Below are 22,435 nucleotides of genomic sequence, written 5' to 3' on the forward strand. Positions count from 1 at the left end.
GCAATGTCCAATCCTAAAATACAGACCGCAACCACCGATAATTCCGGCGTGCCGAGCCGAGACGACATTCTGGCCCGCACCAGGGACATTGCGGCTGTTGCCGCCAAGGATGCCGCTCGCCGTGAGCGTCAGCGGGAACTTCCCTTCGAAATCTTCGGCCTGATCAAAGAAGCCAGGATCGGCACGCTGCGCATCCCCGAGGCCAAGGGTGGGCCGGGAGGCTCGATTGCGGACTATATAGAAGTGCTGATGATCCTCGGGGAAGCCGACAGCAATATTCCGCACGCACTCCGCAGCCATTTCAATTTCACCGAAAACCTCGCTCTCACACCGATCGAGCTCGAGGATCGGCGGCACCTGGAAAATGTCCTCACCGGCAAGCTCTTTGCGGGCGCCAGCACGGAACAGGGCACCAAACGCCCCGGCGAAATCACCACGCGCCTCAGCGCCGATGGCGACCGTTATCGTCTGAACGGCCGCAAATGGTATGCGACCGGCACCGCCTTCGCAGATTTCGGCACCTTTAGCGCTGTCGGCGACGACGAACAGCCGATCGGCGTCCTCATTCCGCTTGATCGGCCCGGGATCACCATTCTCGACGACTGGGACAGCATGGGCCAGCGCATGACGGCAAGCGGCGGCGTTTTGCTTGAAAATGTCGAGGTTCTCCCGCATGAACTGACGACCCGCAAGCTCGGCAGCCAGATCGGGCGCCACAGCTCGGCCATGCGACAGTTGCATCTCGCTGCCTCTGCCGCCGGTGCCGTTCAGGGTGCACTCAACGATGGCATCGACTATGTTCTGCGCCAGGCGCGCACCACGCTCCACAGCAGCGCCGAAACCGCCAATCAGGACCCCTTTGTGCAGAAGATGCTCGGAGAGATCAGCGCCGGTGCCTTCGCCGTCAAGACGCTGATCCGCGAGGCGGCAAGAACGCTCGACAGGACCGCCGCCGCCTTTTCCAGCGGCGACGAAGAGGCGATAGAAGCGGCTTTGCTGGAAGGTTCTCTCGCCACCGCCCGTACCCAGATCATCGCATCGCAGCTTTCGCTGACGGTCGCCACCAACCTTTACGAACTGGGCGGCGGATCGGCGACGTCCAGCGAGCGGAATTTCGACCGCCACTGGCGCAACATCCGCACGGTCTACAACCACAATCCGCTTGCCCACAAGGCGCGTGTCATCGGCGACTACTATCTCAACGGCACCACGACGCACCTTAGGGAAGGCCGTGTATTCTAGCCATGAAGGGAAAACGGCCATGAGAACGGAATTCATCCCTCCTTCGGTCGCAAGAGCGGCTTTCCGGTTGCCGACGCTTTCCCGGCTGCCGCCGCTGACGGCCCTGCGCGCATTTGTCGTGGCCGCGCGTCACGCCAGCTTCTCGCGGGCGGCGGAAGAACTGCATGTCTCGACTGCCGCAATCGGCCAGCAGGTGCGCATTCTCGAAACCCATCTCGGGCAAACACTCTTCAGCCGCCAGCGCGGCGAACTGGTGCTGACCGAGGCCGGCAGCACGCTTTACCCCGGCCTTGCGGACGCTTTCGAGACGATGATTGGCAGCCTTTCCGATCTCATGGCCTCCGGCGGCCGGCGGCAGATGAAGGTTCTGGCGGAAGGCTGTTTTGCGGCCCGATGGCTGGCGCCGCGGTTGGGAACCATCGTTCCAGCCCTTGGAGACGTAGATATCTCGATTGAATCTCTCGAGGGCGATACCATCGACCTCACCCATTTCGATGCCGATTGCGCGATCGTAGCGACCCACGGACAAATCCCCGGTTTCATCCACGAACCGCTTTTTACCGACACCGTCAGTGCCGTCTGCACTCCGGATTTTGCGACCCGCTACCAGCTTGGTGGTGAACCCGAGCGGCTTCGGGATATCTCTTTTGCGATGTTGCGCGGCAACGGCACCGATGCTGCCTTCGAATGGGCAAACTGGCTGCGCGCCTGCCGCATTCCGCTTCGGCTTTCCGCAGCAGGACCGCGCTTTTCGCGTCAGACCGCGCTGATAGAGGCACTCTTGTCCAGCCACGGCATCGGCCTTGCGCGCCACTCGCTCATTTCCGAAGAGCTTCGAACCGGCCGTCTGATCGCACCTTTCGGTGTGCCTCAGCCGACCGCCAGCCGGTATCATCTTCTGACCAGTCCTGACAGGCGGCGGCTGCCGGAAATCGCATCTCTACTCGCCTTGTTGCGCGAGGATACACGCTCTCTCGAAGCCGCCGCCTGAACACGCCCGTCCCACATCAGGCGCGTTCCCTTTGCAACTCCCTGGTCGTATGGATGTTTTCCGGCCGGGGCAGGCCGTAATGATCACGCAGCGTGTCGCCCTCGTAATCCTCGCGGAACAGCCCGCGCTGTTTGAGGATCGGCACGACCTCGTCGACGAAAATATCGAACCCGCCATTCAGCCATGGCGGCATGATGTTGAAGCCGTCGGCAGCACCTTCACGGAACCAGGTCTCTATCCAGTCTGCCACCTGTTCCGGCGTTCCCGAAATCACCTTGTGCCCGCGCCCGCCGGCAAGCCGGTGCAGCAATTGCCGGATCGTCGGATTTTCCCGGTCGATGACATCGAGAACCAATTGATGCCGGCTGCTGTCCGCCTGCGCGCGCGTCGCTTCCACCGCCTCCTTCGGCAACGGCTGATCGAGATCGGCCGATGAGAGATCAATGCCTGTAATGCGCTGCAACTGCCCAAGCGAAAAGGCCGGCTGGATGAGATCGTTGAAACTCGCCTCGAGCTTTCGCGCCTCCTCTTCGGTGGAGGCGATGAAGGGGCTGATCCCCGGCAGGATTTTCACATGGGCGGGATTGCGCCCCGTGGCCGCCACGCGCCTCTTTATGTCGGAATAAAAAGACCGCGCACTCTCCAGAGTTTGATGCGCGGTAAAGATTGCCTCGGCATACCGGGCAGCAAAGCCACGGCCGTCCTCCGAAGAGCCGGCCTGCACATAGACCGGCCTGCCCTGCGGCGAGCGTGGCAGGTTGAGCGCGCCCCGCACCCGGTAGAACTCGCCCTCGTGACTGGCGGGATGGATGCGGTCGGTATCGGCGAAAAGACCGCTCTCCTTGTCGGCGACGATGGCATCGTCTTCCCAGCTGTCCCAGAGCTTCGTCACCACATCGACGAACTCAGTCGCCTGCCGGTAACGGTCGGCATGCGGCGGATGCTGCTGGAGATTGAAGTTTCCGGCAGCCGCATCGGCCGAGGTCGTCACGATGTTCCAGCCCACCCGGCCGCCGCTGATATGATCGACCGAGGCGAACAGCCGCGCGAGATTGTAGGGCTCGTAATAGGTAGTGGAGGCCGTCGCAATGAAGCCGATCTTTTCGGTGACGGCCGCCAAGGCCGCCAGCATGGTGATCGGTTCCAGCCGGTGCCGGGCGGCATAGCGGATATTGGCGTCCAGCACCGGCGCATCGGCAAAGAAAATGGCATCCAGCTTTGCCGCCTCGGCCTTGAGGGCGATATCCTGGTAGAGCCTTATATCCGTGACGCGCAGTGGCTCCGACTCGGGGTGGCGCCAGGCTGCTTCATGGTGCCCACCCGGATAGATGAACGCATTGAGGACCAGCTTCTCGGATTTTCTGCTCATGGCGATGAACCCTTTTCAACTTTGACGCGGCTTTAAACGAGAGGTGAGGATGCGCTTACGCCTCCTTCGTCACCCAGGCTTTGGCGAGATTGCCGCTGAGCCCCTCCGCCCCTGTCGCGTAATCCTTGATGCGGACGCTGCCGACGACCGGCTGGATTGGCGAAACGAGATTGATGACGGGAAGATCCTTGGCGACGACGGCCTGAAACTCCTTGAAGAAGGCTGCGCGCTTTTCGATATCCGGCTCCACCGCGGCCGCTTCCAGCAGCCGGTCCACTTCCGGATTGGCGTAGTGGCTGGCATTTGAGAATGGCAGGCCGATCTTGAAGTTCTTGCTCCAGTAGACACGCTGCACGCCAGCCGTCGGATCGAAGGTATTGGAGAGGGATTCGACTGAAAGGTCCCAGGCGCGATCGGTATAAACGACCTTCACATAGGTGCCGAAATCGAATTTCTGGATATCCGCCTCGATGCCGATCTTGGAGAGCGCCTGCGCTATGAAATCCGAATAGGTCTGCGGGTTGAACGGGTTGGTGGTGACCCTGAGCTTGAAGCGCTTGCCGCCATCCTTGCGCGGAAAGCCCGCCTCATCCAGCAGCTTTTCCGCCAGCGCGACGTCGAATTTCGCAAAACCGATATCCGGATTGTGGAACTTCGCAAGGCCGGGGCTGATCGGCGTGGGCGATGGCACGGCGTAACCGTAAAGCACGGTATCGATCAGCGCCGGAACGTCGATCGCGTGGGCAATGGCCTGCCTCACCTTCAATTCCTTGAGATATTCGTTCTCAAGGTTGATGACGAGCTGGTTCTGCTGGCCGGCATAGGCGTAGATGCGGTCATCCACCTTCAGCGTCGGGATGGATTTCAGCCGTTCCAGATCGGCAAGCGCCACCGGGTTCGAGCCAATGTCGCCCTCTCCGGTTTCCAGCGCCGCCGCGCGAGCGCCCGCATCATTGATGAGGCGAATGATGACGCGGTCGAGATAAGGACCTGACGCGTCCCAGTAGTCGGCATTCTTTTCCAGAAGAATATGGCTGCCCGGCACCCATTCCTTCAGGACGAAGGGGCCGCTGCCGATGATCTGGGCGGGTTTTGGATTGTCAGTCGGCTTGAAGGTCTCGAAGATGTGCTTTGGCACAACAGGCGATTCCGACGAGGCGAGCGCGGTTATCAATCCCGGCGCCGGCTTGGAAAGCTTCACCTTCGCGACCAGCGGATCGGAAGTATCGACGCTTTCAACATGCGAGAAAGTCGCCCGGCCGCGCGGATGGGCTTCCTTCAGCCGCAGGATCGAGAACTCCACATCCGCCGATGTCACCGGCTTGCCGTCATGGAACTTCGCATTCGGCTGCAGATGAAAGACATATTCCAGCCCGTCGGCGGAAACGCTCCATTCTTTGGCAAGGCTCGGCTTAGGCGAAAGTTCGTAATCGTACGTCAAAAGCCCGTCATAAATCTTCGAGCCAATGAACTGCGGACCGCCCGCGCTGGTATTGATTGCCACGAGCTGCGTCGGCTCGGGAAAATAGACGATCTTGAGCGTACCGCCCGAAACGGGCTCTTCAGCAGCAGCGAAAGAACCGCCGGGAAGCGCCACGAAAGCGCCAGCGGCGAGTGCAATTTTATGAAACTGGCGTCTGGAAAAGGTCATGTCTATCTCCGATAAAAATCCGATGTGCGGGGTGCGGCATCTCAGTGCAGTTGCGGGAACCCGTGACGCTCGGCGAGGATTTGCAAAATGCGTTTCGTGTCCTGAATGAAGTGCGTGTCGCCTTTGGTCGTCGCATCGGCTGGTGCATCGCCGGTAAAGACGAACAGCGGCAACGACTGGTTTTCCTCACCCACGACGGCGATGACCGCTTCGCGCGGACGCTGAAAACCGACCCGGTGGATATCGATCCCGGCGGCAAGGTCCGGAAAGGCGGCAAGCAGGCCTTCGATCTGGTTACAATGCGGGCAGACGAACCGGACACCGGGGTGCTTGGGGTCTTCAAAACCGGGGGCGATCAAAAAAAGCGTATCCTTGGCCATGGCATCCATCGTGTGCGGGTGAGATTTCATGGACACAGTGCAGGCAGAGAAATCAGAGGTCCAGAAAGCTATTCTTCCCGCAAAACGAAGAATTCCTTCGCCCTAAATTATTGAAGAAATTGATTTTTTTAGAGTTCCGATAATTGGCATCACCGTTCCTGCCGGCCTGTTCCAAAGGCAACGTTTTTCCCGAAAACGCCGTTATCCCGCGATAGTGAAAAAAGGCCGGAGGGCCGTTTTCAGCAATAAAAAACCCGGCAAAATTGCCGGGTTTTTTATTGCCATATGCAAAACGCTCACTCGTTCTTCCAGGCCGTCGACAGATCGCCATAGGCAATGTCGATGGTGGTGACGAGAGACTGCAGGCTGGTGTTGCGCAGAATGACGGTCGGCAGGGCGACGATAGAGAAATTCGGCAATTCGTCACCGGTGATTTTCTGGATATCGTGGAACTGCCCCGCCCGTTTCGTTTCATCCACTTCAATCGCAGCGGCGCGGAAAAGATCATCCACCCTGGGATTGTTGTAGTGGGCGGCATTGACGTATGGCGCGGGTTTCTTGATGCCATCGGACCAGTAGAGCCGCTGCACGCCCGCTGTCGGATCAAACAACCGGCTGATGCCGTTCACCGTCAGGTCAAAACCGCGCTCCGTATAGACGCGCTTGATGAAGGTCGCGAGATCGCCTTCGACGATATCCACCTTCACGCCGAGCTTGCCGAAGGACGAGCGTAGATATTCGGAGGTTTTGCGGAAAACGTCGGAGGGCAGGAAGGCCAGCCGCAGCGAAAAACGCGTGCCATCCGCACCCCTCGGATACCCCGCCTTGTCCAGCAGCTCATTCGCTTTGGCCAGATCGAAGGGATAGGTAAAGGGCTTCTCGTCATTATAGGCGGTGAATACCGCTGGAATGTTCGAACCGGCGGGTTTCGCCGTGCCGAAAAAGATCGCGTCGTTGATGAAATTGCGGTCGATGGCATGTGCCAGCGCGTGCCGCACCTCCTTTTTCGCGAGGATCGGGTTCTCCAGATTGAACTCGAATATGGCGGCGTTATTGAGATAGGAGTCGGTATAGACCTCCACCGAAAGCTTGGGATTCTGCCGCAAACGCTCCAGATCGCTGTAGGAGACATCGGCGGTATAATCCGCCTCGCCCGTTTCCACCGAGATGGTGGTGGAGGCCGCGTCAGCGACGAACCTCGCCACGAAGCCATCTAGATAGGGAAGATCGGCCTGCCAGTAGTTCGGGTTTTTCCTGAGCTTCACATAGCTGCCGCGTTTCCATTCCTCAAACACAAAGGGGCCAGTACCAACGGGCGCGTTGCCATTCGGGCTTTCATTGTAGTTTTCCGAAGCATAGGCATGGGCCGGCAAAATGGGCGTTTCGCCACCGGTCAGCGCCCGCAGAAGATAAGGCGCAGGTTTGGAAAGCACCACCACCGCCGTCAGCGGATCGGGCGTTTCGATATCGGCAACATTGGCGAAAGTGATACGGCCGCGTGGGCCCACCTTCTTGAAGGCAAGCAGGGAAAATTTCACATCCTGTGCAGTGAAATCCTTGCCATCATGCCATTTGACGCCCTTGCGCAGCTTGAAGGTGTAGCGCAGCCCGTCGGCGGAGGTTTCCCAGCTTTCTGCGAGAACCGGATGCGGCTTGAACTCGCTGTCGAAGCGCACCAATCCTTCCAGGATTTTGGTGGAAATCGCGCGCGTGCGCGTATTGGAATCGGAAAGCGGCACAAGCGTCGTCGGCTCACCGAGGCCCGCAAGGGTAACAATGCCGCCCTTTTTCGGCGTCTCCGCCGCCAGCACCGGCGCGGATGGCAGCAGCATGGCCGCACCTAGCGCAGCACTCAAAAGCAATGTCTTACGTCTTGTAATATCCATGGATGTTTCCTCTTGCAGGCTTGTTTTCAAATTTTCAGGCAGGCTTCAGCCGGGTTTCGACCAGCCGGGCAAACAAGGTGGCGCCGACCGGCAGGATGGCATCGTCGACAATGAAACCGGGATTATGGGCCGGCACGGTGCCGGAATGACCGAGGGTGAAAAACGCACCGGGCGCATGTTTCAGGAGGTCGGCGAAATCCTCGCTGCCCATGAAGCGGCTGGGCTCGGTGGAAACGCGCTCGTCTCCGAGAACTTCGCGCGCCACCCCGGCCACAATCTCCACCGACGCGTCGTCATTGGTCAGAACCGAGAATATGTCGCGAATATCCACCTCGGCGGTGAGCCCATAAGCGGCGGCAATGTGATCGGAAATCGTGCGGATTCGGCCCCTTATGGTCTCGCGCACGCTGTCGGAGAAGGCCCGCACCGTGCCTGCAATCGAGGCCGTTTCGGGGATGACGTTATAGGCAGATCCCGCCTCGATGCGGGTGATCGACAAGACGGCCGGATCGGTCGGCGGCACATTGCGGCTGACGATGGTCTGCAAGGCCTGGATGAGTTCACCCGTCGCCGGCACCGGATCACGCGAGACATCCGGGTGAGCCGCATGCGCGCCCCTGCCCTTCAGCCGGATATCGAAGAAATCGGCGCCTGCCAGAATGGTGCCGGGCGAAACCTTCAGATGGTTGGGTGCTGCATGGGAGGAATTGTGCAGCCCGTAAATTTCATCAACGGGGAAATCCTTGAACAACCCATCGGCGATCATGGCGCGCGCGCCACCCAGTCCTTCTTCGGCGGGCTGAAAAATGAAAATCACCGTGCCGGCGAAATCACGGGTTTCCGCCAGATAACGGGCGGTGCCAAGCAATATGGTGGTGTGCACATCATGCCCGCAGCCGTGGAACTTACCGGGATAGACCGATGCATAAGGCAGCCCTGTTTCTTCCGGCATCGGCAGGGCATCCATATCCGCCCTCAACCCGATTGAACGGTTGCCAGCATGACGGCCACGCAGCACGCCGACCACGCCGGTCTTGCCATAACCGCGATGCACCTCGATGCCCCAGGAGGTGAGCTTCTCGGCGACGATGCCGGAGGTGCGCACCTCTTCGAAACCGATTTCAGGATGCTGGTGCAGATCGTGGCGGATGGAGACGAGTTCGGGAACATAGGTCCCGATCCGGTCTATGACTTTCGGCGCGGGCGTTTTGACGGGATCGACGGCAATATTCACGGTATCTCCTCAGGGCAAAAAAGATCGTTCTCGCAATCTCTGTGATTGCGAAGTGCTAAGCTTCAGAACTGGAAATCTGAGGCCGGAGAGGCGTCAGAGCCTCAGGCCAGCCTCCTTCATCAAGGGCAGAATGCGCTCAGCGAAATATTCGAGATCTTCGCGGAAATCGTAGAAATTCAGCTGCACGCCATCGATGCCAGCCTTTTTCAAGCCGACAAGCTGCTCGACCACCTGCTCCGGCGAGCCGATGATTTCGATATTGCCGCCGAGATTGCGCCCCTGCTTGTGGCGCGCATCGCCGCGACCCCGCCAGGCATGGGCGTCGCTGTCGTAATTGTTGGTCGCAAAGGCACGGGTGCCGGGCTGCGGTTTTCCCGCCTCGATGGCGTCGGCATAGGCGATCGCTTGCCTCTCCGTATCGCGGCTGACGATGATCGGATTGATGAGCGTCTTCACCTGACGGCCATAGGCCTTGGCGCGGTTCTTGATGGTGGCGATATGATCGGGAAGCGTTTCCAGCGCGCTGTCGATATGCGCGCCGCCGGGCGAGGTAACGAAAACCAGATCGGAATGGCGGGCGGCGAAATCGATACCGGCCGGCGAGCCGGTCGCCGTCACCAGCGGCGGGCGGCCAAAGGCGGGCTTCGGCGTTATCCAGCCGTTGTTGATGGCCCAGGGGTTAAGCTTGCCCTCGTAGGAGAAGTTTTCGGTTTCTCCCCACAGGCGATGCAGCACATCGAACAACTCGTCCGCCATGTCGTAGCGCTTGTCATGGTCGATCCGCTGCCAGCCGAACATTTCATGCTCTATGGCGCGATGGCCGGTGACGATGTTGATGCCCCATCGTCCCCTGGCGATATGATCCAGCGTTGCGCCATATTTGGCGAGATGAAGCGGATGCAGGGGACCGTAAAGCACATGAATGGTGGAGATCAGAAGAATGCTCTTGGTGACCGCCGCCATGGCGCCCAGCGCAATGAAACTGTCGAGCGAGGATTCGCCGTCATAACCGCCCTTGGGCAGCCATTGCGTGCGGCTGAAGGCGATTTCGAAACCAAGCTCCTCCGCGCGCTTCACCAGTTCCGCATTGTAGTCGAAGGTCCAGCTATTGCTGGTTGGCAGGCTGGAGAAGTTGATGTCCTGCAGATTGAGGAACAGCCCCAGCATCAGTGGCTGCTTCACCGCGCGGCTGAGCGGGCTGTCTTCGAAATCAGTGGGGCTTTTCAGTTCGGGACCTTCAGGCAGTGAAACAGTCAGCGCCATGTCTTTTCTCCCTCGGAATGATTACCCTGCGGGGTGGTCGCTGCCAGCCGGGCGCGCAAATAGGCCTCCACGCTGCGGGGCTGACGACCGGTAATCCGTTCGATGTTGTCGTTGACGGGGGCCGCGAGGCCCTCGCGGATAAGTTGGCCGAATTCACCAATCGCCTTCTGTTCGAAAGCTCCGATATGCGGTGGAAAAACCGAAGCGGAATGATGCGATATCCCCACGGGGCGATGCAGGATACGGGCCGCGATGCGGGCGATTTCCAGTGCCGTCAAGGCTTCACCGCCGGTTAGCACCAAGGTGCCGGAAACAGACGTGCTCGCAGTCAAGGCGTGAACCGCCACATCGGCTATATCGTCGGCATCAATGAAGGAAACTGCCGCATCGCCGAAACGGGCGGGCACATCCTCCCCCTGGCGTAGTGCTGCGACGACGGGTTCCAGCGCCACCTGCATCCAGGCATTCGGCCGCAGCACCGTATGCGCAATGCCGCTCCCGGCTAGATGTTTTTCGACCTCGGCATGGGCGGCACCCGAGATGGAGCGTGCGGCATTGGCGATGGTCCAGTCGGAACCGGATATTTTCACGATCCGCGATACGCTGGCGGAGAGAGCGGCATCGATGACCGCTTTCTGGTCCGCCGCCAGCGTTTCACCGATTGGGGAAAGCAGGAACACCGTGTCTGTTGCGCGTGAGGCCTCTTTCAGGCTGGCCGGATCGGAGAAATTCCCCTCCGAAATATCCACCCTGTCGCCCCAAAGCTTGAGCGCGTCCTCACCCCGGCGGGTCAGCACCCTAACCTTCGCCTCTTTCTGCAAAAGGCGGCTGACGACGCGTTGGCCGAGCTTGCCGGTTGCACCCGTTACAAGAATGGTTGCTGTCATGACGCCCTCACTTCGCCGCAGCCTGTTGCAGTAAAGAAAGCGCGCGCGGATCGGCCCAGTCGTTCACATCGAAATCGTCAGGGATGAATTTCCATTCCAGCAGGAAATCCTTGAAGTGGCTGAGCGCATCCAGCTCCGCCGGATCGAGATCGAGCCTCAGGTTACGGTACACATCCGCCCCGTTGGCGGCGATAACCGCTTCCTCGCTGACACCGATCTCGCGGGCGATGAAACGCACCGCTTCCGCCGGATTGGCGTTCGCCCAGCCGGCAACCCGCTGTACCGTGGCCACGAGGTCGGCGACGAGATCGGGCCTTTCATCGGCAAAGGTGGCATCTACAGTCAAAGGACGTGGCGTGCCGTTATTGATGCGGATTTTCGGATCGGGGTGAAACCCGGTCGACACGACGACGTGCGCGCCAATGAGATTGGCGACGGTGACGCCCTCCGCTCCTTTGACAAAAAACGCATCGATCTTTCCGCGATGCAATGCCGCGATCTCCTCCCCATAGGGCAGCCGTCGGCGCAGGCCATGGAACCTGTCGTCAGCCGGTCCGAGCAGCACCGGCTCGGTTGCGGTGAGATCGACCAGCTCGACCTCCGCCACGGAAAGGCCGGAAACGGTCAGTGCCGACACGATGCCCTTGAGCGATGTGGCGCGCTGGAAGTCGATGGTTTCGTTCGGTCGTTTCGGCAGCCCGATGCGCCGGCCCTTCAGTTCGCCGCCCTTTGTTATACCACTGGCTGGCAGCGCTATGACCGCCTGAAACTCGTCGGTCCTAGTCAAACCGACAAGACGCGTCTGGCGTCCGCCGGATTTTGCCCAGATAGGCGGAATATTACCGCCCTGACGGAATGACCAGTCCAGACGGTGATCGAAATGGCTTTGGCGAATGGCCGGATCCGCCGCATCGCGAATGGAAGAAACAGTAATGCCGTGGCCGGCGAAACTCTCCTCGATCCAGCCAAGCTGCGCCGCGATGGAAAGCGGCGTTGGCGCCGGGCAGCGCGTGTACCAGACGGTTTCAGGGTGGGTTATCTGGCGAAGGGCCGCATCAGCCATGGCGTTCGTCCTCTCAATTGCGATCTCTACGACACGCTACACGCCATAAAATATTTTCTATAGATAAAGTGTACTATTTGAGAGGCCATTGAGGAAATTCGTTTCCATATCATCATGGCTTCGTACTTCCGGTAAAATATCCTTTCGGAAACGGCGTCATTCGCAAGCGATACTTCGGCGAAGAGCGGCACGCGATGTGAGCCTTTCCTTGGGAGCGTCGGCCATGGCTGGGAAGTTTTTCTTCTCCTGACAGCAAGGATTTTTAACTCGCGACCGGAACCCCGGCTGTTACGCTTCCCCGCAATTGTGTCGGAACCGCAAGCCGGCAATCCAACAGACCTGAAAGAAAAAGTGGCAGCATGAGCACGAACAAACGCCGGCTCAATCTCAATGTCGGCATCAATACCGCCGGATACCTCGCCAATGCCTGGAAATACAGGAGCGGAGACCGGCACGATATCAACGATATCGGCTATTACCGGCGACTGACGGAACTGGCTCACAAAGGCCGGTTCGACGCCGTTTTCCTTTCGGATCACCCGGCATTGCTGACCGACCCGACAAGCCGGCCGTTTCACACCATCGATCCGCTCATCCTTTCCACATCGCTTGCCGCACAGGTGCCGGACATCGGATTCGTGGCGACGGTGTCCTCCACCTATAACTCGCCCTATAATTTTGCGAGACGAACGCAATCCATCGATATCGTCACGGGCGGTCGGTTGATCGTCAACATCGTCTCCTCCTTCAATCCGAACGTCGCCGCCAATTTCGGCAACGACCCGCTGCCGCCGCGCAATGAGCGATATGCCAAGGCCACGGAATTTCTCGATGTCGCGAAAAAGCTCTGGTCGAGCTGGGATCCGCGCCGCGAAGGCGAGATACCGGAAGACCGCTTCTGGGATGCGGCGACGGCCGAGACCATCGATCACGAGGGGCAATATTTTCATGTCAAAGGCCCGCTCAACGTCCCTCGTGGACCGCAGGGGCACCCCGTCATCGCCCAGGCGGGCGCTTCCGAGGGCGGCATCGATCTGGCGGCACGTCATGGCGAGATCATCTATTGCAACATATTGTCCCGTCCCGCCGGCCAGGCCTTTGGCAAAAAGGTCCGTGACCGCGCAGTGTCTTTCGGCCGCGATCCCTCCCGCATCCGCATCGTTCCCGGCCTCGTCGTCATTCTCGGCGAGACGCGCGAGGAAGCGCTGCGCAAACACGAACTCTACAGCGGAACCGGCTCGGAAGACGGTCTTCTGGCACGCTTCGCCAAGGAAAACGGTATCGATCCCCGCGATTTCGATCCCGATGCGAAACTGGATGGCGAGCGCTTCATTCCCGACCAGAACCGACAATGGGCTGTCGGCATGGGGCTTGGCCTTTCCGAACTGCTGACCCATGAAAAGCTCACCGCCCGCGAGGCCGTGCGGCGCTCGGAGGGGCATCACCGGCTGCTGCTCGGCACAGCAGAAGAGGTGGCGGACGGCATCATCGATCTCTGGCAGGACGGAACGGTTGACGGCTACACATTGCAGCCGCCCCGTGCCCCTGACGATATCGCCGAATTCGTCGAACAAGTCGTGCCGGTGCTGCAAGACCGCGGCGTTTATCCGCGCGAATACGAAGGCACGACCATACGCGAGAGATACGACCTGCCTCAACCGGACTGACGCTGTTCGCCTCGTTCGCCATTCCCACGCTCGGCGAAGGAATGGCGACGTTGTGAACGCACTATTGAGCTGTTGCCACTTTCAAAACCGGCCTTTCGCCGGAAAGCTGCGGCAGCACAGAGGCGAAATCCGTCACGATCTGGCGATAATCTTCCGGCTGGAATTCATAGGGAAGTTCGAGGCGGAATTCCGAGACAAACGGCAGAACGGGGTCGCGCGACAGCTTCTCCAGAATTTCATCCGTCGTCCCGACAATATCAGGCAGAAAAAGCGTGCGGCGCGCACCATGCGGCGTATGCGTGCGCTTGTCGCGCTCGGCCGCAAACTCCGCATAACGGCGGCGTGTCGCCGGGCTGGCACTGTCCGTCGGTAAAATCACGCGGCCAAGGGCGACGCGCGGCTGGCGCTCATGCGCCCATTCCTGCCGGAACCGGGCAACGAGGGCCGCCTGCGCCGTCAGAAAATCATCGGTATTTTCACCGCTGACGATATTGCCGGTCAGCAGATTGAATCCCGCCTTCCCCGCCCAGCGAGCGGAATTCTGCGATCCGCCGCCATACCACAGCCGGTCGGTCAACCCCTTGGCGAAGGGCCGAAGGCGCGGCACCTGCGCGCCCGCTGCATTGCCCGCCTCCGTTTCGCTGGACAGCGGTTCTGATCTCAAGGCCCTGGTGAGCTTCTCGGCGCGGGCATGGCTGTAATCCGCATCGGGCGCCGTATCGACATAATCCGAAATCAGATGGGCGAAGGGCGGCGCGCCGACAGAGACGCCGACATTCAACCGTCCGTGTGACAGCACATCCACGGTGGCGAGATCTTCCGCCAGCCTGAAAGGGTTTTCATAACCCAGTTGAATGACGGCGGTGCCGAGGCCAATCCGCTTGGTGCGCTGCGACGCCGCCGCGAGAAAGGTGGCGGCCGAGGACACACCGCGTTCCAGATGACGCTGGCGGACCCAGGCGCTATCATAACCCAGCGCCTCGCCGGCTTCGAAAAGCTGCAGAGTTTCCTCCAGCCCCTGCGCAGGATCATCATCGTGATAGTTGCCGGGAACCAGAAAAGCAAAATGCGAGATATGGGAAATAGGCATGGTGTGCATCCGGGAATGTTTGTTGAGGCATGATGAAGCTCAGACAGCGCAGGTGCGGCCATCATCCTGTACCGCGCATACCCAAGCAGAATGCACGATGACCGGCATCGCTGGCGCGGCATGGTCTTTTATAGTCCCGGCGATTTTTGAAAGATCGTTGCGCGATTCAGTAGTCTACTAAAATTATAGATTAATCCTCAAGGAGCGGTCGCTTTGTCCCCTCTCCATCCTTTTAAATACGCCGACGTATCGAGCGCCGCGCGAATGCCCTTGATTTTCCTCCACAACATGTAATACAGATTATCATACATGTTGACAAATAATGCATACATGTATGACATTGCAGCCACCACGAACGCTGCGATACCTGCATGAGGGAGGAATTATGATCATCACCGACGTCGAGGTCCGTGTTTTCCGCACGACGACCCGTCGGCACTCGGACAGTGCCGGTCACGCACATCCGGGTCCGGCGCATCAGGTGGAACAGGCCATGCTGACCATCCGCACGGAAGACGGGCAAGAAGGCCATTCCTTCACAGCGCCGGAAATCGTTCGCCCGCATGTCATCGAAAAATTCGTCAAGAAGGTGCTGATCGGCGAGGATCATCGCGACCGGGAACGCCTTTGGCAGGACCTTGCTCACTGGCAACGCGGCTCGGCGGCGCAGCTGACTGACCGCACGCTGGCGGTGGTGGACTGCGCGCTCTGGGACCTTGCCGGCCGCAGCCTCGGACAACCTGTATACAAGTTGATCGGCGGTTATCGCGACAAGGTGCTCGCCTATGGCTCGATCATGTGCGGGGACGAGCTGGAAGGCGGCCTAGCAACGCCTGAAGACTATGGCCGGTTTGCCGAAACGCTGGTGAAGCGCGGTTACAAGGGCATCAAGCTTCACACCTGGATGCCGCCCGTCAGCTGGGCGCCGGATGTGAAGATGGACCTCAAGGCCTGCGCGGCCGTGCGCGAAGCGGTCGGGCCCGATATCCGCCTGATGATCGACGCCTTTCACTGGTATTCCCGCATCGATGCGCTGGCATTGGGACGTGGCCTTGAAAAGCTCGGCTTCGACTGGATCGAAGAGCCGATGGATGAGCAGTCGCTCTCCTCCTACAAGTGGCTCGCCGACAATCTCGATATTCCCGTCGTCGGCCCGGAAAGTGCAGCTGGCAAGCACTGGCACCGCGCAGAATGGATCAAGGCCGGCGCCTGCGATATTCTTCGCACCGGCGTCAACGATGTCGGCGGCATCACGCCGGCGCTCAAGACCATGCACCTGGCCGAAGCCTTCGGTATGGAATGCGAGGTGCATGGCAATACGGCCATGAACCTGCATGTGGTCGCCGCCACCAAGAATTGCCGCTGGTACGAGCGTGGCCTCCTGCATCCCTTCCTCGAATATGATGACGGCCACGACTATCTGAAGTCTTTGTCCGACCCGATGGACCGCGATGGGTTCGTTCACGTTCCCGACCGGCCGGGCCTTGGCGAGGATATCGATTTCGATTTCATCGACAACAACCGGGTGAGATAAGGCTATGAAAACCGTGCTCGCCTTTGGAGACAGCCTCACCTGGGGCGCAGACCCGGCAACGGGTCTCCGCCACCGGCCTGAGCATCGCTGGCCGGAGGTGCTGGAGGCCGAGCTTTCCGGAATGGCGAAGGTTCATGCCGAAGGACTTGGCGGGCGCACCACCTGTTATGACGACCATGCCGGCCCGGCCTGCCGCAATGGCGCGCGAGCTCTTGAAGTCGCGCTTTCGTGCCACATGCCGCTTGATCTCGTCATCGTCATGCTGGGCACCAACGACATCAAGCCGGTGCATGGCGGTCGCGCGGAAGCCGCCGTTTCGGGCATGCGGCGGCTGGCGCAAATCGTCGAGACCTTCATCTACAAGCCGCGAGATGCAGTGCCTAAGCTTCTTATCGTCGCGCCACCGCCCTGCGTCGCAGGCCCCGCTGGAGAACCGGCGGGCGGCCGCGATATCGGACAATCACTACGGCTTGCGCCGCTCTATCACAAACTCGCCGCCGAACTTGGGCATCACTTCTTTGATGCCGGATCGGTCGCCAGCGCCTCGCCAGTGGATGGCGTGCATCTGGAAGCGCCGGCAACGGCCGCAATCGGCCGGGCGCTCGCCGCTCCGGTCAGAGACATTCTTGGCTGATCACACGAAGCCTGTGGAGGAACAGGCGCGCGGATCGAAACGTGGAAGGCCGTATGAACCGGCCGTATGGGAGGAAAAATGAGACATTTTCTTGCAACCGCAGCCCTCGGTGCACTGCTGATCGGCGCCGTGCCGCTCAGCGTCTTTGCAGAAACGCCGAAGGACCAGCTCATCGTCGCCACGACCATGAGCAATATCCTGACCCTTGATCCAGCCGCCATTACCGGCCGCGAGACGGTGCAGGTTCTGAATAATATCTACGACACGCTGGTCGTGCTTTCGCCCAAAGATCGCAGCGTCCAGCCCCGCCTTGCCGAACGTTGGGAAATCGGCGAGGACCGGAAATCGATCCGCTTCCACCTGCGCGCCGACGCCAAGTTCGCGTCCGGTAACGCCGTGACGGCCAAGGACGTGGCTTGGAGCCTGAAACGTCTGCTCGCCCGCAATCTGGCGCAATCGTCTTTCCTCAAAACGCGCGGTTTCAAGCTGGAGGATGCCGACAAGCTTTTCGTCGCCGAAAACGACCAGACCTTCGTGCTTAATATTCCGAAGCCTGATGATCCCAACCTGCTGCTGATGATCCTTGCACAGAATGGGCCCGGCTCGATCATCGACAGCCAGACGGCGCTTGCCAACGAAAAGGACGGCGATCTCGGTGGCGCGTGGCTGACGCTCAATTCGGCGGGCTCCGGCCCGTTCAAGCTGACCCAGTGGAAATCCAACGAATATATCATTCTCACCCGCAACGACGATTACTGGGGTGAAAAGGCCAAGATGAAGCGCGTCCTGATGCGCCATCTGCCGGAATCGCAATCGCAGCGGCTGATGCTGGAAAAGGGCGACATCGATGTCGCCTACTCCCTGCAGGCGCCGGACCTGAAGTCGCTCGAAGCCGACAAGACCATCGCCATCGAATCCACACCCGGCTCCGGTTTTTATTACCTCAGCGTTTCGATGAAGGACGAGCGCTTCGCGAACAAGAAAGTGCGCGAAGCCCTGCGTTACCTGATCGACTACGACGGTCTCGACAAGGCGGTCATGCCCTATTACGGCAAGCTGCATCAGCGCTCTCTCAGCACCGGTGTGATGGGCGCGCTGCCGGATCAGGGCTACAAGCTCGATATCGCAAAAGCCAAGGCGCTTCTGGCTGAAGCCGGTTATCCAAACGGTTTCAAGACGACGTTGCGCGTGCTCTCGGAAGACCCCTTCATGAAAGCGGCAACGGCAATCCAGAACACACTGGCCCAGGCCGGCATCCAGGCCGAACTTATCAGCGGTTCCGGCGACCAGATTTACGGCGCCATGCGCGAGCGCAACTTCGAACTGCTTCTCGGCCGCGGCGGCGGCGGTCAGCAGCCGCATCCGGACAACAACCTGCGCTCCATCGCCTATAATCCGAACAATGCGGACGACGCCAAGCTCACCAACTATCAGAGCTGGCGCACGAGCTTCTTCGATGAAAAGCTGAACAAGATGATCGAGGAAGCCCTTGTCGAGCGCGACGTGGCGAAACAGACGAAGCTCTACGAGGACCTTCAGGCCTATATGGACGAGATCGTCATGTCCATTCAGCCATTCTCCGAAGTTGTCGACACCGCCGCTTTCCGCAGCGACATCAAGGGTATGATCGTCAGCCCATGGCTCTCGCGCTTTGAAGAGGTGAGCAAGGAGCGGTGATCGGCTGCCATATCTGCGAGTAGGAGAAGGCGCGGCTAACCCCGCGCCTTTTTGCTGTAATGAAGCTCCATTCACCCAATGTGTTAGGCGAAGCCTCCGCACTCCGTAACGCCGGACGAGATCCGGGGTCTTGTGTGAGCAGCCTAAGCGCAGTTGGCGGCCCGCCATCCCGCCGTAGCCATCCAAAAAAATTGCCCGGCACTGAAGGCCGGGCAAGGAAGGAGGATTTTATTATTCGTGATGCCCCGGAGGAGGACGATCACGCTTTGGGAGGTGTCATGCGCCTTCATATTCCAGCGAGGCGCCGATCAGTTCGCGCGCATAAGGATGTGTCGCACCATTGCCGGCGATGGCCTCACGCGGCAGGATTTCGGTGATTTCGCCGCGCAGCATCACGGCGAAGCGATCGCACATGTGGTCGACCACTGCGAGATCGTGCGTCACCATGATATAGGTGAAGCCGCGCTCTTCGCGCAGGCGCTGCAACAGGTTGAGGATTTCGGCCTGCACCGAAACATCGAGTGCCGAGGTCGGCTCGTCGAGCAGAAGCAGCGACGGTTCAAGGATCAGCGCACGCGCAATCGCTACGCGCTGCCGCTGGCCGCCGGAAAGCTGATGCGGGAAGCGGTCCAGGAACGACACGGGCAGACCGACATCCGTAATTACCTTGCGCATGCGCTCTTCACGATCGCCCAGTTTATGGATGGCAAGCGATTCTCCGAGAACGGTGCGCACCGACTGGCGCGGATGCAGCGAACCATAGGGATCCTGAAACACCATCTGCAACGTGCGGCATCGCTCGATCAGCGGCATGTCGCGAACCGACTTTCCATTGATGAGGATTTCGCCGCTCCAGAAATCATTCAGCATCGACACGCAGCGCAACACTGTTGATTTGCCCGAACCGCTTTCACCGACCAGACCGAAACACTCGCCCGGCTCGACGCGAAAGGACACCGAAGGCAGCACTTTAAGCGCCGTGTGGCCGCTGCCGAAGGTGATGGAGAGATCGCGGGTTTCAACGGAAACGGCCATTATACTTTCTCCTCCAGCCATTCGGGGCGGCGATCCAGCACCGCAAGTGGCGCACGCGTGCCGCCAATCCGCGGCTGCGCCGCGAGCAGGCCGCGCGTGTAGGGGTGCTGCGCTTGATCGAGGTCGCGCGCGGCAAGCGTTTCCACCACCCGGCCGGCATACATGATGAGTACCCGGTCGCAGAAATTGCGCACGAGATTGAGGTCGTGGCTGATCATGATGAGACCGATGCCTCTATCCCGAACGAGGCCATCGAGAATATTCAGAACCTGCAGCCGTACCGTCACATCCAGCGCGGAGGTCGGCTCGTCGGCAATGACCAGATCAGGATCGGCAAGCAGCATCATCGCAATCATGACGCGCTGGCCCATGCCACCGGAAATCTCGTGCGGATATTGCTCGTAGACGCGCGCGGCGTCGCGGATTTTGACCGCATCGAGCATGGCGAGCGCCTTTTCGCGGGCTTCCGATTTCGACGCCTTGAAATGGCGCAGATAGGTCTCCGTCACCTGATCGCCGACACGGCGGATGGGATTGAGAGAGAATTTTGGATCCTGAAGGATCATCGACATGCGCCGTCCGCGAACCTTCAGCATCTCCTTCTCACTGAGCGACAGAAGATCGAGGCCATCAAAATCAAGCTTGTCGGCCGTTATCGTCGCCGATGGAAGGAGGCGCAGCAAGGCCCGGCCGACGGTGGACTTGCCCGAGCCGCTTTCGCCGACAATGCCGAGACGCTCCCGGCCAAGGGTGAAGGAGATGCCGCGCACGGCCTCGGTGGGCGAACCGCCATAACGGATGCGAAGATTCTCGACGTCGAGGATTGGTTTTTCCATGGCCCTATTTCCGGTTCATCTGCTTCGGATCGAGCGCATCCCGCAGGCCGTCACCCAGAAGGTTGAAGGCAAGGCTGACGGAAAGGATCGCAACGCCGGGGAAAGTGACGAGCCACCAGCTGTCGAGCATGTAACGGCGTCCGGTCGCGATCATCGCGCCCCATTCAGGCAGGGGCGGCTGCGCGCCAAGGCCGAGGAAGCCGAGGCCTGCGGCGGTCAGAATGACGGTCGCCATATTCAGCGTCAGACGGATCAGGACCGAAGGCAGGCACATGGGCATGATCGATTTTATGATGATACGCAGCGGCGAAGCACCCTGAAGCCTTGCGGCGGCAATGTAGTCCGCCTTGCGGAATGTCATCGCTTCGGCGCGTGCGAGCCGCGCGATCGGCGGCCATGAGGTGAGCGCGATCGCGATGATCGCATTGTTGAGGCTGGGTCCGAGCGCGGCCACGAAGGCGAGCGACAGGATGAGGCTCGGGAACGACAGGAAAATATCCGTGATGCGCATCATCACCGTATCGAACTTGCCGCCGAGATAACCGGAGGCCGTGCCGACCAGCAGACCGACCGGACCGACGATGATCGACACCAGCGAGATGATGGTGAGAGTGATGCGCGCGCCCCACAGAAGGCGACTGTAAATATCGCGTCCAAGCTCGTCCGTGCCGAAGAAATGGCCGTTACCGGGCGGCTGCAGCGTCTTGGCGAGATCCTGCACGTAAGGATCATGCGTCGCAAGCCAGGGCGCGAAAATCGCCGCGATGACGAGAAGCAGCAATATCACCAGGCCGAAGGCCGATGTCGGGCTTTTCAGCAGGAAGACAATGATGTTCTTCAGCGCGTTCAAAGGCACGGGAAGACGCAAGGAAGTTTCTGCACGAGCCGTCATCAGCGGGTCCTCGGATCGAAAAAGCGGTACATAATGTCGGACAGGAGATTGAGCCCGATGAAGATGACGCCGACGATAAGCACGCAGGTCATCACGGCATTCATGTCGCCGATGATAAGATTGCTGGTGAGATATTGGCCGAAGCCCGGCCAGGCGAAGACGGTCTCGATAAGGACAGCGCCTTCCAGCAGTGAGCCGTAAGCAAGGGCAATGATGGTGACGAGCTGCACACGAATATTGCCGAAGGCATGCAGCCACACCGTCTGGCGTTGCGACAGGCCTTTGACGCGCGCAGTCGTCACATATTCCTGGCCCAGCTGGTCGAGCATGAAGCTGCGCGTCATGCGGGTGATATAGGCCGACGATGAATAACCAAGCAGAGCGGCGGGCAGGATGAGGTGATTGATGGCCGACCAGAAGACTTCCATATCGCCCGCCAGCAGGCTGTCGATGAGCAAGAAGCCCGTTCGTTCCTCCACGAGACCGATATAGAACTGGTCCATGCGGCCACCGCCGCCGACAAGCCCGAGATGAGCGTAAAAAACGATCAGCGCAATCATACCGGTCCAGAAAATCGGCATGGAATGGCCGAACAGGCTGAGCACCCGCACCAAATGGTCCTGCCAGCGGTCTTTCTTGACGGCGGCATAAACCCCCATGGGAATTCCGAGGCCGGCACCGATCAGGATCGCGAAGGTCGCAAGCTCCATCGTCGCCGGCATGACGCGTATGATATCCTGGATGACAGGCTGGCCCGTGCGGATCGAGGTTCCGAAATCGCCGGTGAACACATCGCCGAGATAATAGATGAATTGTTGCCAGAGCGGACGGTCGAAACCGAGCGCATGGTAAACCTGCTCATAGGTTTCGCGGGTCGCGTCCTCGCCGACGATGGCCCGCACCGGATCAGCGGGCATCAGGCGGCCGATGAAAAAGGTCAGCAGCAGCAATCCGAGCAGCGTGACCGCAATACTTCCGATCTGGCCGGACAGGCCATACAGCGAAAGGCGTCTTTTTGGCATGGTTCCTCCCTTGCCAGAAGTCGATTGCACAAAATAACAAAGGCGCAATCCTGTCTGACAACTATTCGCAAGTTGTCACAGG

The 22,435-nt window shown here is 59.8% G+C and carries 19 protein-coding genes; 6 read left to right on the forward strand and 13 right to left on the reverse strand.

Annotated elements, in window-relative coordinates; genetic code table 11:
• The first annotated feature begins 3 nt into the window (after positions 1-3).
• Positions 4-1,242: an acyl-CoA dehydrogenase family protein gene (locus AC1DCP_RS10795; protein ID WP_065687803.1), complete on the forward strand. Its 1,239-nt coding sequence runs from the start codon at positions 4-6 to the stop codon at positions 1,240-1,242.
• 19 nt (positions 1,243-1,261) lie between these two features.
• Positions 1,262-2,233: a LysR substrate-binding domain-containing protein gene (locus AC1DCP_RS10800; protein ID WP_065687804.1), complete on the forward strand. Its 972-nt coding sequence runs from the start codon at positions 1,262-1,264 to the stop codon at positions 2,231-2,233.
• Positions 2,234-2,249: 16 nt separating this feature from the next.
• Here AC1DCP_RS10800 and AC1DCP_RS10805 read toward each other — a convergent pair whose 3' ends face one another.
• The 8 genes from AC1DCP_RS10805 to AC1DCP_RS10840 form a co-directional block, all read right to left on the reverse strand.
• Entirely contained in the window at positions 2,250-3,602 is a 1,353-nt protein-coding gene (locus AC1DCP_RS10805) for an LLM class flavin-dependent oxidoreductase (protein ID WP_113291585.1), read from the reverse strand.
• Between the two features lie 55 nt (positions 3,603-3,657).
• The gene (locus tag AC1DCP_RS10810) at positions 3,658-5,253 is read right to left on the reverse strand and encodes an ABC transporter substrate-binding protein (protein ID WP_476774261.1); all 1,596 of its coding nucleotides are present in this window, start codon (positions 5,251-5,253) and stop codon (positions 3,658-3,660) included.
• Between the two features lie 41 nt (positions 5,254-5,294).
• Positions 5,295-5,633: a DUF3088 domain-containing protein gene (locus tag AC1DCP_RS10815; RefSeq protein ID WP_026330699.1), complete on the reverse strand. Its 339-nt coding sequence runs from the start codon at positions 5,631-5,633 to the stop codon at positions 5,295-5,297.
• A gap of 296 nt (positions 5,634-5,929) precedes the next feature.
• Positions 5,930-7,519 carry an ABC transporter substrate-binding protein gene (locus tag AC1DCP_RS10820; protein WP_065687807.1) on the reverse strand — a complete coding sequence of 530 codons (1,590 nt, stop codon included), beginning with the start codon at positions 7,517-7,519 and terminating at the stop codon, positions 5,930-5,932.
• 34 nt (positions 7,520-7,553) lie between these two features.
• A complete protein-coding gene (locus AC1DCP_RS10825; RefSeq protein ID WP_019564768.1) occupies positions 7,554-8,753 on the reverse strand; it encodes a M20 aminoacylase family protein in 1,200 nt (399 codons plus the stop codon).
• A gap of 93 nt (positions 8,754-8,846) precedes the next feature.
• Positions 8,847-10,016 carry an LLM class flavin-dependent oxidoreductase gene (locus AC1DCP_RS10830; RefSeq protein ID WP_065687808.1) on the reverse strand — a complete coding sequence of 390 codons (1,170 nt, stop codon included), beginning with the start codon at positions 10,014-10,016 and terminating at the stop codon, positions 8,847-8,849.
• Positions 10,007-10,903 (reverse strand): NmrA family NAD(P)-binding protein, encoded by an 897-nt coding sequence (locus AC1DCP_RS10835; RefSeq protein ID WP_065687809.1) that lies wholly within the window; start codon positions 10,901-10,903, stop codon positions 10,007-10,009. The genes AC1DCP_RS10830 and AC1DCP_RS10835 overlap by 10 nt, the downstream gene beginning before the upstream one ends.
• Before the next feature lie 7 nt (positions 10,904-10,910).
• Positions 10,911-11,966: an ABC transporter substrate-binding protein gene (locus AC1DCP_RS10840; protein ID WP_065687810.1), complete on the reverse strand. Its 1,056-nt coding sequence runs from the start codon at positions 11,964-11,966 to the stop codon at positions 10,911-10,913.
• A 359-nt stretch (positions 11,967-12,325) separates the two neighbouring features.
• On the opposite strand from AC1DCP_RS10840, the gene AC1DCP_RS10845 reads away from it, so the two are divergent.
• Complete coding sequence (locus AC1DCP_RS10845; RefSeq protein ID WP_476774262.1) at positions 12,326-13,633, forward strand: NtaA/DmoA family FMN-dependent monooxygenase; 1,308 nt, start codon at positions 12,326-12,328, stop codon at positions 13,631-13,633.
• Between the two features lie 61 nt (positions 13,634-13,694).
• Here AC1DCP_RS10845 and AC1DCP_RS10850 read toward each other — a convergent pair whose 3' ends face one another.
• The gene (locus tag AC1DCP_RS10850) at positions 13,695-14,723 is read right to left on the reverse strand and encodes an LLM class flavin-dependent oxidoreductase (RefSeq protein WP_065688006.1); all 1,029 of its coding nucleotides are present in this window, start codon (positions 14,721-14,723) and stop codon (positions 13,695-13,697) included.
• Between the two features lie 385 nt (positions 14,724-15,108).
• On the opposite strand from AC1DCP_RS10850, the gene AC1DCP_RS10855 reads away from it, so the two are divergent.
• The 3 genes from AC1DCP_RS10855 (at position 15,109) to AC1DCP_RS10865 (ending at position 18,568) form a co-directional block, all read left to right on the forward strand.
• Entirely contained in the window at positions 15,109-16,257 is a 1,149-nt protein-coding gene (locus tag AC1DCP_RS10855; RefSeq protein WP_065687812.1) for a mandelate racemase family protein, read from the forward strand.
• A gap of 4 nt (positions 16,258-16,261) precedes the next feature.
• Positions 16,262-16,891 (forward strand): SGNH/GDSL hydrolase family protein, encoded by a 630-nt coding sequence (locus AC1DCP_RS10860; RefSeq protein WP_065687813.1) that lies wholly within the window; start codon positions 16,262-16,264, stop codon positions 16,889-16,891.
• 78 nt (positions 16,892-16,969) lie between these two features.
• A complete protein-coding gene (locus AC1DCP_RS10865; RefSeq protein ID WP_003511152.1) occupies positions 16,970-18,568 on the forward strand; it encodes an ABC transporter substrate-binding protein in 1,599 nt (532 codons plus the stop codon).
• Between the two features lie 276 nt (positions 18,569-18,844).
• On the opposite strand, the gene AC1DCP_RS10870 is transcribed toward AC1DCP_RS10865, so the two are convergent.
• The 4 genes from AC1DCP_RS10870 to AC1DCP_RS10885 are packed head-to-tail and all read right to left on the reverse strand — an operon-like array spanning position 18,845 to position 22,353.
• Positions 18,845-19,603, reverse strand: coding sequence for an ABC transporter ATP-binding protein (locus AC1DCP_RS10870; RefSeq protein WP_003511153.1), 759 nt, complete (start codon positions 19,601-19,603; stop codon positions 18,845-18,847).
• Positions 19,603-20,439, reverse strand: a complete 837-nt coding sequence (locus tag AC1DCP_RS10875) for an ABC transporter ATP-binding protein (RefSeq protein WP_013761686.1) — start codon at positions 20,437-20,439, stop codon at positions 19,603-19,605. Before AC1DCP_RS10875 ends, AC1DCP_RS10870 begins: the two co-directional genes overlap by 1 nt.
• 4 nt (positions 20,440-20,443) lie before the next feature.
• Positions 20,444-21,331 carry an ABC transporter permease gene (locus AC1DCP_RS10880; protein WP_003511156.1) on the reverse strand — a complete coding sequence of 296 codons (888 nt, stop codon included), beginning with the start codon at positions 21,329-21,331 and terminating at the stop codon, positions 20,444-20,446.
• Positions 21,331-22,353 (reverse strand): ABC transporter permease, encoded by a 1,023-nt coding sequence (locus tag AC1DCP_RS10885; protein ID WP_065687814.1) that lies wholly within the window; start codon positions 22,351-22,353, stop codon positions 21,331-21,333. The genes AC1DCP_RS10880 and AC1DCP_RS10885 overlap by 1 nt, the downstream gene beginning before the upstream one ends.
• Positions 22,354-22,435: the final 82 nt, after the last annotated feature.

This window comes from Agrobacterium sp. 10T429 (assembly GCF_056393925.1).

Bases quoted from the DNA above. Each gene is read 5' to 3' on its own strand.
- AC1DCP_RS10800 (WP_065687804.1), top strand. From the start codon at position 1,262: ATGAGAACGGAATTCATCCCTCCTTCGGTCGCAAGAGCGGCTTTCCGG.
- AC1DCP_RS10875 (WP_013761686.1), bottom strand. From the start codon at position 20,439: ATGGAAAAACCAATCCTCGACGTCGAGAATCTTCGCATCCGTTATGGC.
- AC1DCP_RS10840 (WP_065687810.1), bottom strand. From the start codon at position 11,966: ATGGCTGATGCGGCCCTTCGCCAGATAACCCACCCTGAAACCGTCTGG.
- AC1DCP_RS10795 (WP_065687803.1), top strand. From the start codon at position 4: ATGTCCAATCCTAAAATACAGACCGCAACCACCGATAATTCCGGCGTG.
- AC1DCP_RS10885 (WP_065687814.1), bottom strand. From the start codon at position 22,353: ATGCCAAAAAGACGCCTTTCGCTGTATGGCCTGTCCGGCCAGATCGGA.
- AC1DCP_RS10845 (WP_476774262.1), top strand. From the start codon at position 12,326: ATGAGCACGAACAAACGCCGGCTCAATCTCAATGTCGGCATCAATACC.
- AC1DCP_RS10870 (WP_003511153.1), bottom strand. From the start codon at position 19,603: ATGGCCGTTTCCGTTGAAACCCGCGATCTCTCCATCACCTTCGGCAGC.
- AC1DCP_RS10810 (WP_476774261.1), bottom strand. From the start codon at position 5,253: ATGACCTTTTCCAGACGCCAGTTTCATAAAATTGCACTCGCCGCTGGC.
- AC1DCP_RS10815 (WP_026330699.1), bottom strand. From the start codon at position 5,633: ATGGCCAAGGATACGCTTTTTTTGATCGCCCCCGGTTTTGAAGACCCC.
- AC1DCP_RS10835 (WP_065687809.1), bottom strand. From the start codon at position 10,903: ATGACAGCAACCATTCTTGTAACGGGTGCAACCGGCAAGCTCGGCCAA.
- AC1DCP_RS10850 (WP_065688006.1), bottom strand. From the start codon at position 14,723: ATGCCTATTTCCCATATCTCGCATTTTGCTTTTCTGGTTCCCGGCAAC.
- AC1DCP_RS10865 (WP_003511152.1), top strand. From the start codon at position 16,970: ATGAGACATTTTCTTGCAACCGCAGCCCTCGGTGCACTGCTGATCGGC.
- AC1DCP_RS10860 (WP_065687813.1), top strand. From the start codon at position 16,262: ATGAAAACCGTGCTCGCCTTTGGAGACAGCCTCACCTGGGGCGCAGAC.
- AC1DCP_RS10830 (WP_065687808.1), bottom strand. From the start codon at position 10,016: ATGGCGCTGACTGTTTCACTGCCTGAAGGTCCCGAACTGAAAAGCCCC.
- AC1DCP_RS10855 (WP_065687812.1), top strand. From the start codon at position 15,109: ATGATCATCACCGACGTCGAGGTCCGTGTTTTCCGCACGACGACCCGT.
- AC1DCP_RS10820 (WP_065687807.1), bottom strand. From the start codon at position 7,519: ATGGATATTACAAGACGTAAGACATTGCTTTTGAGTGCTGCGCTAGGT.
- AC1DCP_RS10805 (WP_113291585.1), bottom strand. From the start codon at position 3,602: ATGAGCAGAAAATCCGAGAAGCTGGTCCTCAATGCGTTCATCTATCCG.
- AC1DCP_RS10880 (WP_003511156.1), bottom strand. From the start codon at position 21,331: ATGACGGCTCGTGCAGAAACTTCCTTGCGTCTTCCCGTGCCTTTGAAC.